The organism is Vicingus serpentipes (genome assembly GCF_007993035.1).
Taxonomy (GTDB): domain Bacteria; phylum Bacteroidota; class Bacteroidia; order Flavobacteriales_E; family Vicingaceae; genus Vicingus; species Vicingus serpentipes.
In genome coordinates this window covers 64,004-77,375 of sequence record NZ_VOOS01000002.1, presented here as the reverse complement: position 1 = coordinate 77,375, position 13,372 = coordinate 64,004, and the positions used below count along the sequence as shown (strand labels likewise).

General features: G+C 29.5%; 14 protein-coding genes. 8 read left to right on the top strand and 6 right to left on the bottom strand.

What is annotated here, in order from left to right:
• Positions 1–19: 19 nt before the first annotated feature.
• From FRY74_RS04300 to FRY74_RS04290, 3 genes are all read right to left on the bottom strand, one after another.
• The gene (locus tag FRY74_RS04300; protein WP_147098984.1) at positions 20–730 is read right to left on the bottom strand and encodes a class I SAM-dependent methyltransferase; all 711 of its coding nucleotides are present in this window, start codon (positions 728–730) and stop codon (positions 20–22) included.
• A 9-nt stretch (positions 731–739) separates the two neighbouring features.
• Positions 740–2,302 (bottom strand): Rne/Rng family ribonuclease, encoded by a 1,563-nt coding sequence (locus FRY74_RS04295; protein WP_147098982.1) that lies wholly within the window; start codon positions 2,300–2,302, stop codon positions 740–742.
• Between the two features lie 263 nt (positions 2,303–2,565).
• Positions 2,566–2,853, bottom strand: a complete 288-nt coding sequence (locus tag FRY74_RS04290) for an HU family DNA-binding protein (RefSeq protein ID WP_147098980.1) — start codon at positions 2,851–2,853, stop codon at positions 2,566–2,568.
• Positions 2,854–2,996: 143 nt separating this feature from the next.
• Between FRY74_RS04290 and mutY the strand changes: the two genes are divergently transcribed.
• The 4 genes from mutY to gldD are packed head-to-tail and all read left to right on the top strand — an operon-like array spanning position 2,997 to position 6,429.
• Complete coding sequence (mutY, locus tag FRY74_RS04285) at positions 2,997–4,037, top strand: A/G-specific adenine glycosylase (RefSeq protein ID WP_147098978.1); 1,041 nt, start codon at positions 2,997–2,999, stop codon at positions 4,035–4,037.
• A 36-nt stretch (positions 4,038–4,073) separates the two neighbouring features.
• A complete protein-coding gene (locus tag FRY74_RS04280; RefSeq protein ID WP_147098976.1) occupies positions 4,074–4,502 on the top strand; it encodes a single-stranded DNA-binding protein in 429 nt (142 codons plus the stop codon).
• A gap of 15 nt (positions 4,503–4,517) precedes the next feature.
• On the top strand, positions 4,518–5,846 hold the full coding sequence (gldE, locus tag FRY74_RS04275) for a gliding motility-associated protein GldE (protein WP_170227943.1): 1,329 nt from the start codon (positions 4,518–4,520) through the stop codon (positions 5,844–5,846).
• The gene (gldD, locus tag FRY74_RS04270) at positions 5,839–6,429 is read left to right on the top strand and encodes a gliding motility lipoprotein GldD (RefSeq protein WP_147098974.1); all 591 of its coding nucleotides are present in this window, start codon (positions 5,839–5,841) and stop codon (positions 6,427–6,429) included. The genes gldE and gldD overlap by 8 nt, the downstream gene beginning before the upstream one ends.
• 3 nt (positions 6,430–6,432) lie before the next feature.
• Here gldD and FRY74_RS04265 read toward each other — a convergent pair whose 3' ends face one another.
• From FRY74_RS04265 to FRY74_RS12860, 3 genes are all read right to left on the bottom strand, one after another.
• Complete coding sequence (locus FRY74_RS04265; protein WP_147098972.1) at positions 6,433–7,452, bottom strand: COX15/CtaA family protein; 1,020 nt, start codon at positions 7,450–7,452, stop codon at positions 6,433–6,435.
• 98 nt (positions 7,453–7,550) lie between these two features.
• Entirely contained in the window at positions 7,551–8,036 is a 486-nt protein-coding gene (locus FRY74_RS04260) for a heavy-metal-associated domain-containing protein (protein WP_147098970.1), read from the bottom strand.
• 1 nt (position 8,037) lies between these two features.
• Positions 8,038–8,241 carry a heavy-metal-associated domain-containing protein gene (locus FRY74_RS12860; RefSeq protein WP_170227942.1) on the bottom strand — a complete coding sequence of 68 codons (204 nt, stop codon included), beginning with the start codon at positions 8,239–8,241 and terminating at the stop codon, positions 8,038–8,040.
• Between the two features lie 67 nt (positions 8,242–8,308).
• Here FRY74_RS12860 and FRY74_RS04250 point away from each other — a divergent pair, with 67 nt between their 5' ends.
• The 4 genes from FRY74_RS04250 to FRY74_RS04235 all read left to right on the top strand — a co-directional run bounded on the left by FRY74_RS04250 (position 8,309) and on the right by FRY74_RS04235 (position 13,371).
• Positions 8,309–9,196, top strand: a complete 888-nt coding sequence (locus tag FRY74_RS04250) for a DMT family transporter (protein ID WP_147098965.1) — start codon at positions 8,309–8,311, stop codon at positions 9,194–9,196.
• Positions 9,197–9,313: 117 nt separating this feature from the next.
• Positions 9,314–10,963 carry a CTP synthase gene (locus FRY74_RS04245; RefSeq protein ID WP_147098964.1) on the top strand — a complete coding sequence of 550 codons (1,650 nt, stop codon included), beginning with the start codon at positions 9,314–9,316 and terminating at the stop codon, positions 10,961–10,963.
• Positions 10,964–12,898 (top strand): membrane protein insertase YidC, encoded by a 1,935-nt coding sequence (gene yidC, locus FRY74_RS04240; protein WP_147098962.1) that lies wholly within the window; start codon positions 10,964–10,966, stop codon positions 12,896–12,898. It begins immediately after the preceding gene.
• 5 nt (positions 12,899–12,903) lie between these two features.
• The gene (locus FRY74_RS04235; protein ID WP_147098960.1) at positions 12,904–13,371 is read left to right on the top strand and encodes a DUF6438 domain-containing protein; all 468 of its coding nucleotides are present in this window, start codon (positions 12,904–12,906) and stop codon (positions 13,369–13,371) included.
• Position 13,372: the final 1 nt, after the last annotated feature.

The following is a 13,372-nucleotide window of genomic DNA, read 5'->3' as shown; positions in this document are numbered from 1 at the left end:
GATGCGAAATTAGGAAATATTACTCAAGCGTTAACCTTGCTAAAAAATCAAAATGACTACCAGCTATTACTTTTTCAGTTTTTAAGCCAAGTTTTTTTGCTTCATTTTTTAAGGTATTAAAATCTAAAAACAACCAATTAAATTTTTCTGTGATTGTATTTTTATATTGCATTTGATAAACAACTTCACCATGATAGTTTTTGTTTACATCGACCCATTTCGAACCATCTTCCTCTTCAAACATATAAGCTATGTCTGACGAATCTAATAATACCTGACCTTTAGGATTTAGTAAGCTTTTACATTGATTTAGGAATTCTGGTAATTTCTCAATTGTTCCAGCAATCCCTATCCCATTCATTAACAATAATATTGTGTCGAATTTCTCTTCTTTCAACTCAAAAAAATCAATCAATTCAGCATTTTCTATATTTCTTGCTTTCATCACATCAATTGCTCCTATTGAAATATCAATTGCTTTAACTTTTATCCCTTTTTCTTGCAAGTACAAACTATGACTTCCGCTTGCTGCTCCCACATCAATAACATCACCAAAACATAAATCTAAAGCTTTTCGCTCTAGTTTAGGCATTTGTTTGTAATTTCTAAATAAATAGTCTGTAGGTATAATATCATCTTCAGCAATGTCCGATATTACAATTATATCTTCTCCTGCAGAATTAAAATAAACATCTTTTAAGGCTTCACCTAAAGCGTCTGTGGAATTCATTTTTTAAAACTAAAAAAGGATTTCTTCTCCTTTTTCATCCATAAAACGATACTCTAAAAGGCTATAAGCAGTAGTTGGAACTACATCTATTAAACAACTCAACTTCTTTTCCCATTGTTTTCTTAATGAGCCTTTAAAAAAGCCTTGAGACTTATTAATGTAAGCTTCAACATATGGATGAGTATTGATTCTAATCTTTTTAATTTTTTGTTGTTGAGTAATGTATTTCAAATTACTCTCAATATCATCTACTAATAAAATAGTAGAATGTACTTCTCCGTTTCCTCCACAACATGGGCATTTCTCAGCTGTTTTTATATCCATTTCAGGACGAACACGCTGACGAGTAATTTGAACTAATCCAAACTTTGATGGAGGTAAAATATTATGTTTTGCCCTATCACCTTCCATAAACTCTTTCATTTTGTCAAATAAAAGTTGTCTATTTTCAGCTTCTTTCATATCAATAAAATCAACAACAACAATACCACCCATATCTCGCAATCTTAATTGACGGGCAACTTCTTCTGCAGCTTCTAAATTAACTTCTAAAGCATTTTGTTCTTGTGTACTATCTTTTTTCTTACCTCTTTGCCCACTATTTACATCAATAACATGTAAAGCTTCAGTATGTTCTATTATTAAATAAACACCCGATTTTAGTGTGACATTTTTACCAAATAAAGACTTAATTTGTTTTTCAACACCAAAATTATCAAGTATTGGCATTTTTCCATTATAATCCTTTACTATGCTTTCTTTGTCAGGAGCAATAGTTTTTAAGAATGAACGTAATTCGTTTGCAACCGTATTATCGTTAACATGAATAGTATTAAAATCCTTATTTAATAAGTCACGAAGTAAAGCGGATGTTCTATCTAATTCTCCTAAAACTTTTTTAGGTGCATGAGCGTTTTTCAGTTCGTTGTAGCATAATTCCCATCGGCTTACTAAATCATTCATATCTGCATGAAGATCAGCAACTTTTTTATTTTTTGCTACTGTACGAACAATAACTCCAAAACCTTTAGGTTTAATGCTTTTAATTAAACGGATTAATCTCTCACGTTCATCTACATCTTTTAATTTCTGGGAAACAGAAACTTTATTTGCAAATGGAACTAAAACTAAATAACGGCCTGCTAATGATATTTCAGCACTTAATCGTGGGCCTTTTGTAGATATTGGTTCTTTTGCAATTTGAACCAGTATTTGATCATTAGTTTTTAATACTTTTTCAATCTTACCAGTCTTTTCTATTTCAGGTTCGAACTCAAAATCAATTGAAGAACTATTTAATGATCCTCCTGCAACACCCCTAGTATATTTAGTAAACGAATTAAACTTCGGTCCTAAATCCAAGTAATGTAAAAAGGCATCCCTTTCGTAACCAACGTTTACGAAAGTTGCATTTAACCCAGGCATAATTTTTCTAACCTTAGCTAAATAAATATCACCCACAGAAAAGCTATTATTGTTTTTTTCTTTGTGAAGTTCTAACAACTTATTATCACGAAGAATAGCAATAACAACCTCTTTAGGCGAAGAATCTATTATTAATTCTACACTCATTAAAGTATTTTTACACTTATACTAGAAAACCTTTTAAGGATATCTTAAAAGGTAACCGGCAATTAAAAAGATTAAATATAGCCAACGCCAAAGGCGCTAGCTATAAATACTATGAAAAATTATTTCTTTTTCTTATGTCTGTTTTTTCTCAATCTTTTTTTACGCTTGTGAGTTGACATCTTATGTCTCTTTCTTTTTTTTCCGCTTGGCATAATTTTTATTTTATATTTTTAATATCTTATTATTTTTCAATAAAGCTTGTATTAAGCTTTCACATTCTTTTTCACTTTCTCTGCAAAAGATTTAGCAGGCTTAAATGATGGAATGAAATGTTCTGGTATTATAATTGTTGTATTTTTAGAAATGTTTCTTCCTGTTTTCTGTGCTCTTTTCTTCACTACAAAACTTCCAAATCCTCTTAAATATACGTTATCTCCACTTTCTAAAGATTTTCTTACTTCCTTCATAAATTCTTCTACAGTTCTTTGTACTGCTAGCTTTTCTATTCCTGTTTTGTCCGAAATCTTTGAAACAATATCTGCCTTTGTCATTTTAAAATATCTTTTTAACTATTTAAATTTCAATTAATTATCTTTTTGAGGGCTGCAAATATACAAGTTTAAATCAATTCAAGAAAAAACATTCTCTAATTTTAGCTAAAATTTATATAAACATCGACTAGTTAACAATTTTAATGGACTTCAGCAGCTTATTAATTAAATGGTATAAAGAAAATAAACGTGATTTACCCTGGAGAAACACTACTGATCCATATAAAATATGGTTATCTGAGATTATCCTCCAACAAACACGTGTTGATCAGGGTTTAAATTATTACTTGAAATTCATAGAAAATTTCCCTACAATAATTGATTTAGCTAACTCAAAAGAAGAGAAAGTATTAAAACTATGGCAAGGTTTAGGCTACTATTCAAGAGCTAGAAACTTACACTTTACTGCAAAATACATACAAAAAAATTACAATGGAACGTTTCCAGTTAATTATAAAGAAATATTAGCTCTTAAAGGTGTTGGAGAATATACTGCTGCTGCCATCTCTTCATTTTCGTTTAACATGTCTTATCCTGTAGTTGACGGAAATGTATATCGTGTTTTAGCAAGGTTTTTTGATATAAACACTCCTATTGATAGCACTTTAGGAAAAAAAGAATTTAAGGCATTAGCCGAAGAATTAATAGATAAAAAAAATCCTGCTGAATACAATCAAGCTATAATGGAATTTGGTGCTTTACAATGTAAGCCTAAACAACCGAATTGTGAAAACTGTATTTTTAATTCAAAATGTTTGGCATTAAAAAACGATAATATATCTATTCTACCTATAAAAGAGAAAAAGACAAAAGTTAAAAACAGGTTCTTTAATTATCTTGTATTTTCAGACAAAAAGCACACCCTTATAAAAAATAGAACTGAAAAAGATATATGGCAAGGATTATTTGATTTTCCTTTAATTGAAACAGTTAAACCTATCCATCAATTTGAAAAATTAAATTTAGAGCAGTATAAAATACTTAATACTCTTACTGATAAATCTATCCAAAAATCAATTGAATACATACATATTTTATCTCATCAAAAAATACATGCAACTTTTTGGTCAATTCAAATAGATGACATTAGTTGTGTTCAAAATGATGAATTAAAAATAATTAAGGAAGAGATTGTTAAATACCCCGTTCCTAAATTGATAGAAAATTTTATCTTTAAAAAGTAAAAATGAGTACATTTGATAATCTATAATATGTAAAATATGGCAGGAATAAATAAAGTAATATTAGTAGGTAACCTAGGTAAAGACCCCGAAGTAAGATACTTAGAGGGTGGAACTGCTGTTGCAAACTTCCCTATTGCTACTTCCGAGACCTATAAAGACAGAAATTCAGGTGAAAAAAAAACAATTACCGAATGGCATAATATTGTAGTATGGAGAGGTTTAGCTGAAATTGCTGAAAAATACCTTAAAAAAGGCAATCAGGTTTATATTGAAGGTAAATTAAGAACTCGCCAGTGGCAAGATAAAGACGGAAGCAATAGATACACTACAGAGGTAGTTGGAGAAAATATGCAAATGCTTGGAGGAAAAAGAGATGATTCTACTCCTAGTAACACAAACTCTCCCACATCTAATGAACCTCCTATTGACAAAAGCAATGATATTGCTGATGACTTGCCCTTTTAGTTTAATTAATTAACAATGAAATTGGACGATCCCTCCCAGAATTTAATTATTTTATCTCAACTCAATCAATCTTTTAATATTGAAACCTTAGCGTATCTTTTATCGCTAATTGTTTTAATTATTTTCTCTGCACTTATTTCTGGTTCTGAGGTGGCTTTATTTTCTTTAAGCCCAACTGAAAAAGATTTAATCAATAATGGAGAAAGCAAGCCTTTATTAAGGATTAAAAAATTATTGACAACACCAAAAAAATTACTCGCTACAATATTGGTAGCAAATAATTTTATAAACATTGCTATCATTTTACTTTCAACTGTCATTATTGAAAGTTTAATTGACTTTAAATCTTTACCAGACTGGTTAGTTTTCTTAATTCAAGCGATTGGTATCACATTTATAATTTTATTATTTGGAGAGGTTGTTCCTAAAGTTTATGCTACTAAAAATGCATTAACATTAGCTCAAATCATGTCTTCTCCATTAAATATTTTAATGAAAGTATTTAGCCCATTAAGCAAACTCCTAATTTTTTCTACTAATATTTTTGACAAAAGAATAAAACGAAAAAGTCATGACATTACAGTAGAAGAATTATCTCATGCTCTAGATTTAACCGGAGATATTATTAATGACAATGAAGAACATCGAATTTTAAAAGGTATTGTTCAATTTGGTGAAACAAATGTTTCAGAAGTAATGAGAGCTCGTGTAAATGTTATAGCTGTTGAAAAATCTACTCCTTTTAATACTATTATTTCTACAATACTAAGTAGTGGGCACTCACGAATCCCAGTCTATGATGATTCTTTTGACAAAATACTAGGAGTACTTTATATTAAAGACTTAATTCCTCATATAAATAATAATGATGATTTTGATTGGCTATCCTTAGTACGTTCTCCCTTTTTTGTTCCTGAAAATAAAAAACTTGATGACTTATTAAAAGAATTTCAAGAACGAAAAATACATCTTGCAATAGTTGTTGATGAATATGGAGGAACTTCTGGAATTATAACCCTCGAAGATGTTATAGAAGAAATTGTTGGTGAAATTAGTGATGAATTTGACGAGGATGATATAGCCTACTCAAAAATTGACGATAAAACCTATATTTTTGATGCTAACACATCAATTAATGATGTTAGCAAGGTTATTGATATAGAGGATACTACTCCTTTTACTGAAATGAAAAAGGAAGCTGACACTTTAGCTGGTTTAATTATTGAGGTTTCTGGTAAAATACCTCAGAAAAATGAAAAAATTAATTTCTTAAATTTTAGTTTTATAGTTGAGGCTTCGGATAAAAGAAGAATTAAACGTGTAAAAATGGTAATTAATGAATAGAGAACTTACTTTAAAGACTATAGGCTTTTTTTTAATTTCATCATTATTATTAACTTCATGTGATGAAGAAAATTATACACCAAAACCAAAAGGCTACTTTAGGATAGATTTACCTGAAAAAAACTACCATAAAATTGAAAAAGATTGTCCTTTTATCTTTGAAGTTCCAGATTATGCAAATATTGAGCAAGATCCTAGAAACCCTAACAACAAATGTTGGTTTAATATAAATTTCACTTCATTAAACGCAAGTATTTATTTGAGTTATAAACCAGTAAATAATGATCTTAATATTTTTCTTGAAGACTCTCGAACACTCGCTTTTAAACATACTGTAAAAGCAATAGATATTCAACAAAAAACAATTAACAATCCTGACAAAAACATGTTTGGGTTAATTTACGATATAAAAGGTGATGCAGCTTCTGAATACCAATTTCACTTAACTGATAGTACAAATCATTTTTTAAGAGGATCTCTATATTTCAATAATGCTCCTAACCAAGATTCAATACAACCTGTATTAAATTTTATTAAACAAGATATTGAGCATTTATTTGAAACTTTTGAATGGAAAAACTAAATCTTAAGAGTTTTTCTTAAAAGTATTCATTACAAATACTACTGCTGTTAACAATAAAAATGCACCTAATTGGTGTGTTACTCCTAACCAAATAGGAACAGAAAACAACAAGGTAAAAACACCCAATACAAACTGAAATAATACTGCAATTAATAAAATATTTACACCTTGTTTTTGGATAATCGATACCTCCATTTTTCTGGTTTTAAACCATAGATAAGCAACAATAGAAACTACAAAATAAGCTAAATAACGATGTACAAATTGAACTCCAGCCAGCCCCTCAATTAAGCTTAACCATATTGGTTTAATCGCAAAAACAGATTCACTAATCCATTCACCACCCATTTTAGGCCAAGTATTTAGAATGAAACCTGCATTTAAACCTGCAACAAAAGCCCCATAAATAATTTGCAAAATGGTAATCCCAAATAGCAAATAAATCACCCTTCTTAATCCTTTATAATTAGAGCTGTTTTTAGGATAAATAAGATTTAATGCTACCCAAAATGTATATGCAAAAGTTAAAAATGCAGTAATTAAATGAGTTGCCAACCTAAAATGACTAACATCAGGATCTTTTACTAAACCACTTTTCACCATCCACCATCCTATTGCCCCTTGCAACGCACCCATTCCTAAAATTATCAAGCATTGTAATGTTAATTTTTTAGACAATTTCTTCTTTAATAAAAAGTACAAAAATGGAATAATAAATACTAAGCCAATTAACCTACCTAATAAACGATGAAAATATTCCCAAAAGAAAATAGACTTAAACTCAGATAATGTAAAATGGTAATTTACCATTTGATACTCTGGAAATTTCTGGTATTGCTCAAAAGTTTTTTGCCATGCCTCATCTCCTATTGGCGGAATTACCCCCATAATCAATTTCCAATCTACCATTGACAAACCTGAGTTAGTAAGCCTCGTAATCCCTCCAACAATTACCATCAAAAAGATTAATAAACATCCTGAAAGCAACCAGATTATTACTGGCTTATTTTTAGTCTCTTCCATATAAAATATTTAAATTCAAAGTTAACAATTGAATTCTAATTTTTTCCTACAAAAAAAGCCTCGATAAAATCGAGGCTTTTAATTATTTTAAACTCATATTATAAACTTTTAACTAATAAAGTAAATAAATTAGGTATCTCAAAATTTGAAAAAGAAACTTCTACTTTATCACTTAAATCAGACGTTTCATCAGATGACTCTTCTATATTTTCAGACTCTTCAGTTTCTTTAACCTCTTCTTCAGACCATTCACCAACAATGTATTGTCCATCAGCTAAAGTTGCAATTTTAGCTTTGATATCAGCTTCAGAAGTTTGAGTTTTGTCAAATTCAAAATGAGCTTTTCCTGACTCAAAATCAACATTACTAACCGTAACACCATTCATCCCTCCAATTTCATCTTCAATAGTTTTAGCACATCCCATTGCGCATACCATTCCATCAACTTTATAATCTGCAATTACTACATTTTCTTGCAATACTTCTAATGCTTCAGCACTAACTTCATCATTATTAGAACTAGTTCCGCATGCAGCAAGCGATAATATTAATGAAATACTCGCTATTTTAATTACCTTTTTCATTTTATAATACTTTATAAATTTCTGAATCGTTTATTGCTTTTTTCAATTCTTCTAAAGAAACCGCATTTTCATCAAACTCAACAAATGCTAAATCAGGAAGAGAAACCATAGCGTTTTCAACACCTTTCATTTCATTTAAAATTGTAGTAACAGCATTAACACAATGCCCACAACTCAATCCTTCTATCTTTAATTCAACTCTCATATCTTTTAAAATACAAAAATACAAAAAATCACTTTCAATTAAGTTACATTTGCGCGAATTATTCGCCATGAAAATATTCGATTTAAGCAAACCTCTTGGACAATGGCTAGTGTTAATTTTTTTGGCATTCATTTGGGGTAGTTCATTTATCTTAATGAAACGAGGTTTAATTGCATATTCTCATGATGAAGTGGCAACTTTACGATTAGTTATTTCATTTATTTGTTTCCTTCCTTTAATATTTAAGAACCTTAAAAAGGTTAATAAAAAAGATTTAAAATATTTTTTTCTGGTTGGTTTATTTGGAAATGGTATTCCTGCATTTTTATTCACTAAAGCAGAAACAGGTATTTCTAGCTCTTTAGCTGGCATGCTAAACTCCTTAGTTCCGTTATTTACTATTTTATTGGGGGTTGTAGTTTTTAAAATTGCTACTAACAAAATAAAACTTATTGGTGTTTTTATTGGTCTTATTGGTGCTATTACACTTTTAAGCTCTAATGGCTTAAATTTTAAAAATGATGAGTTTGGTTATGGCGCCTATGTTGTTTTAGCAACTATATGTTACGCGATTAGTGTAAACACTATTAAAAAATACCTACAAGATGTCAGTGCAATTATTGTTTCCTCTTTTGCTTTCTTATTTATTGGTCCTCCCTTAGTAATTTATCTTTTTACTACAAATTTTGTCTCAACAACTGTAAATGATCCACTCGCCTATAATTCTCTTTTTTATATATCTATACTTTCAATTTTCGGAACAGCCTTATCTCTAGTTTTATTTAACGTACTAGTAAAACATACTACAGCTGTATTTGCATCAACGGTAACTTATTTAATACCAATTTTCGCTATATTTTGGGGTGTTATTGATGGAGAAACAATTCATTTTATTCAGATTTTTGGCATCTTCATCATCCTTATTGGAATTTACTTTGTAAATAAATTTAAATAAGTAAAAAGATTAACAATTTCAATGTTTAAATCTTTCTAAAAAAAACCATTTTTATACTTATCAGAACTACTAATATTTATACCTTTGCACCTTTATTTTTCAGTATAAAAGAAACTTATGTCAGCATCTACAAAGTATATATTTGTAACAGGAGGAGTAACATCATCATTAGGAAAGGGAATAATTGGAGCTTCATTAGCAAAACTTTTACAAGCTAGAGGTTACTCTGTAACGATTCAAAAATTAGACCCATACATTAATGTTGACCCTGGAACTCTTAACCCTTATGAGCATGGAGAATGTTTTGTAACCGATGATGGAGCTGAAACTGATTTAGATTTAGGGCATTATGAGCGTTTCTTAAATGTACCAACATCTCAAGCAAATAATGTTACAACTGGTAGAATTTATCAATATGTAATTAACAAAGAGCGAGAAGGAGCATATTTAGGTAAAACAGTTCAAGTTATACCTCACATTACAGATGAAATTAAAAGAAGAATTAAACTTTTAGGTGAAACTGGTAAATACGACATCGTAATTACTGAGATTGGTGGAACTGTTGGTGATATTGAGTCATTACCATACATAGAGGCTGTACGTCAATTAAAATGGGAACCAGATTTTGACTGTATCGTTTTACATTTAACATTAGTGCCTTTCTTGGCTACCTCTGGTGAGTTAAAAACTAAACCAACTCAACACTCTGTAAAATCATTGCTAGAATCAGGCGTACAACCAGATATTTTAGCATTGAGAACTGAACATAAACTACCTAGCGATGTTAAAGAGAAAGTAGCTTTGTTCTGTAATATAGCTCCAAAAGCTGTAATTGAAGCAATAGATGCAGAAACTATTTACGATGTTCCTCTTTTAATGTTAGAAGAAGAATTAGATAAAGTTGTTTTAGATAAATTAGGATTAGAATACAACGAAGAACCTGAACTTATTGCTTGGAAACAGTTCTTATTTAAACTTAAAAACCCTAAGACTGAAGTAAATATTGGTATTGTTGGAAAATATATTGAGTTAAAAGACTCTTACAAATCAATAACAGAATCAATTATACATGCTGGAACAGTAAACCAAATCAATGTTAATCTTGTTTGGATACACTCTGAAGATGTTAATGACAAAAATGCGAAATCTTTATTAGGTAAACTAGATGGTGTTTTAGTCGCACCAGGTTTTGGAGAAAGAGGTATTGAAGGTAAAATAGCTACAATTAAATATGCTCGAGAAAATAAAATACCATTTTTAGGAATTTGTTTAGGAATGCAATGTGCTGTTATTGAATTTGGTAGAAATGTTCTAGGCTTAACTGATGCTCATTCTACTGAAATGTATCCAGACACTCCCTACCCTGTAATTTACTTAATGGAAGAGCAGCGTTCTATTACTAAAAAAGGTGGAACAATGAGACTTGGAGCTTATCCATGTGAAATTAAAGAATCATCAAAAGCTTTTGAAGCTTATAAAAACAAAAATATTTCTGAACGACATAGACACCGTTATGAGTTTAATAATAAATATTTAAACGAATACGAAAAAGAAGGAATGAAAGCTACAGGTATAAATCCTGAAAATAATTTAGTTGAAATAGTTGAAATACCTTCACACCCTTGGTTTGTTGGTGTTCAATTCCATCCTGAATATAAAAGTACGGTTACTGAACCACATCCTCTATTTATTGATTTTGTAAAGGCTACTACTTTAGCTGAAAAATCAACAAAAAAAGAAGGTAATTTAAAAACACAAATAAACTAAATGAGTAAAAAAGGATTAGATAAAAATTCGATAATTGGACTAGTTCTAATTAGCGCTATACTATTAATATTTAGCTATATAACAAGTCCAACTGAAGAAGAACTTAAAGCAAAAGAGTTAGCTAAAAAGAAACAAACTGAACAAGTTGAAAAAGAAAATACAACTGAAAATGCTGTAGTTCCGGCAGAACAATCTGAAGAAATTCTTTCTGTTGATAATCAATTTGTAGAAAAAGACTCCTTACATGAAATTGCCTTACTTACTCAATATGGTCCTTTTACAAACTCATTAAAGGGAGAAAGTAAAAACTTTACATTTGAGAATGAAAAAATAAAAGTTACTATAGCTAATAAAGGTGGACGTGTTAGTTCTGTAGAACTAAAAGATTTTCATACTTACGATTCTCTACCATTAATGTTGTTTAATGAAGATTCGTCTCGTTTTAATATTGAATTAACTATCCCAGGAATAACTGGAGGAAACAGTATTCGCCAAATAAACACTGAAGACCTTTATTTTGAAACAGCTGAAACTGAGTTTAACATTAGTGGTACTGATGAAAAAAGTATATCATTTAAATTATATGGAAATTCAAAAAACCAATATATTGAATACTTATACACTTTAAAAGGTAATTCTTATGTTGTTGATTTTAATGTAAATACTGTTGGATTTGATAAAATATTATCCCCTCACTCTAATCTATTTTTGAATTGGAGTATGTTTACACCAAGTCAAGAAAAGACTATTGCAAATCAAAAAAACATAAGTACTATTTATTTCCAGTATAATAATAGTGATATGGATTACATCAATCCAATGAAATATGAAGAGCAAAATTTAGATGCTACTGTAGATTGGATAATGTTTAAACAACAATACTTTAACACTACATTAATTGCAACTGAAACTCCGTTCTTAAAAACTGATGCAAAAATTAAAACAATAGAAATCGAAGAAGGTCAATCTGAAAATTATGTTCAAGGCATGGGGACAGACTTAACTATTCCTTTCAATGGTGGTTCTCAAGAAAGTTTTGCCATGCAATTTTATTTTGGACCAAATAAATATGAGATTTTAGAAGATGTTGGTTATGGAATTGAAAATTCTATAGATTTTGGTTGGCCAGTAATTAAACAAGTTAATAAATACATAATACGTAACGTATTCTTGTTCTTTAATTCATTTGGATTACAAATTGGATTGGTGATACTTTTATTGACTTTTACAATTAAACTTCTTCTTTTTCCTATTACATGGAAAACTTATTTAAGTAGTGCAAAAATGAGGGTGTTAAAACCTGAAATTGACGCACTAAAGGAGAAGATAACAGACAAAATGAAGCTTCAACAAGCTACAATGAGTTTATACAGGCAAACAGGCGTTAATCCATTAGCAGGATGTATTCCAATGTTAATTCAAATGCCTATTCTTTTTGCATTATTCCGATTTTTCCCTGCTACTTTTGATATGCGTCAAAAAAGCTTTTTATGGGCAGAAGATTTATCTACATATGATTCTATTTATGAATTACCTTTTAGCATTCCAATGTATGGAGACCATGTAAGTTTATTTACTTTATTAATGGCAATATCTATGATATTCTATACTAAGGCTAATAGTCAGATGACAGCTGGAGCTATGGAAGGCCCAATGGCAGGTCAAATGAAAATGATGACTTATTTAATGCCAATAATGATGCTATTTTTCTTTAATAGTTATGCCGCAGGTTTAAGTTTTTATTACTTAATAGCAAATATTATTACTATTCTTCAACAATGGGTTATTCGAAAATGGATCGTTGATGAAGATAAAATATTAGCAAAACTTCAATCTAACAAAGTAAAACCTAAAAAGAAATCAGGTTTTGCAGCTAAACTTGAAGCAAAAATGAAAGAGGCACAACAATTGCAAGAAAGAAAAAAGAAAAAATAAAGATTATGAGACTATTACTTATTCTTACCCTAGCAATTAATTTATTTGCTTGCAAACAAACTGAAAAAACAAAAGTGATTACCGAAGATAAAATTGATAATCCGTTTGTATCAATGAAAAGAACTCCATGCTATGGAAAATGTCCAGCTTACATGGTTGATATTTATGATAATGGAAATGTTGTTTTTAATGGAAAATCTTTTGTAGATTATATTGGAGAACACAACGGAACAATTAGCCAAGAAGATATTAATAGCATTAAAGAAAAAATTAATTCAATTAACTTTTTTGAATTAGATGATAAATACGACAGTAATGTTACTGATTTTCCATCATGTATTATTGATGTGAATATGGATGGTAAAACAAAATCTATACTCGATAGAGTTGGTGGCCCAAAAGAACTAAAAGAATTAGAAACGCTAATTCATGAATTGGTTTTAAATTCATCTTTAACTAAAGTTGAAAAATAAA

Coding starts and splice junctions, on each gene's coding strand:
- FRY74_RS04250 (WP_147098965.1), top strand. CDS start 8,309: ATGAAAATATTCGATTTAAGCAAACCTCTTGGACAATGGCTAGTGTTA.
- FRY74_RS04295 (WP_147098982.1), bottom strand. CDS start 2,302: ATGAGTGTAGAATTAATAATAGATTCTTCGCCTAAAGAGGTTGTTATT.
- FRY74_RS04265 (WP_147098972.1), bottom strand. CDS start 7,452: ATGGAAGAGACTAAAAATAAGCCAGTAATAATCTGGTTGCTTTCAGGA.
- FRY74_RS12860 (WP_170227942.1), bottom strand. CDS start 8,241: ATGAGAGTTGAATTAAAGATAGAAGGATTGAGTTGTGGGCATTGTGTT.
- mutY (WP_147098978.1), top strand. CDS start 2,997: ATGGACTTCAGCAGCTTATTAATTAAATGGTATAAAGAAAATAAACGT.
- FRY74_RS04280 (WP_147098976.1), top strand. CDS start 4,074: ATGGCAGGAATAAATAAAGTAATATTAGTAGGTAACCTAGGTAAAGAC.
- FRY74_RS04260 (WP_147098970.1), bottom strand. CDS start 8,036: ATGAAAAAGGTAATTAAAATAGCGAGTATTTCATTAATATTATCGCTT.
- gldE (WP_170227943.1), top strand. CDS start 4,518: ATGAAATTGGACGATCCCTCCCAGAATTTAATTATTTTATCTCAACTC.
- FRY74_RS04300 (WP_147098984.1), bottom strand. CDS start 730: ATGAATTCCACAGACGCTTTAGGTGAAGCCTTAAAAGATGTTTATTTT.
- FRY74_RS04245 (WP_147098964.1), top strand. CDS start 9,314: ATGTCAGCATCTACAAAGTATATATTTGTAACAGGAGGAGTAACATCA.
- gldD (WP_147098974.1), top strand. CDS start 5,839: ATGAATAGAGAACTTACTTTAAAGACTATAGGCTTTTTTTTAATTTCA.
- FRY74_RS04235 (WP_147098960.1), top strand. CDS start 12,904: ATGAGACTATTACTTATTCTTACCCTAGCAATTAATTTATTTGCTTGC.
- yidC (WP_147098962.1), top strand. CDS start 10,964: ATGAGTAAAAAAGGATTAGATAAAAATTCGATAATTGGACTAGTTCTA.
- FRY74_RS04290 (WP_147098980.1), bottom strand. CDS start 2,853: ATGACAAAGGCAGATATTGTTTCAAAGATTTCGGACAAAACAGGAATA.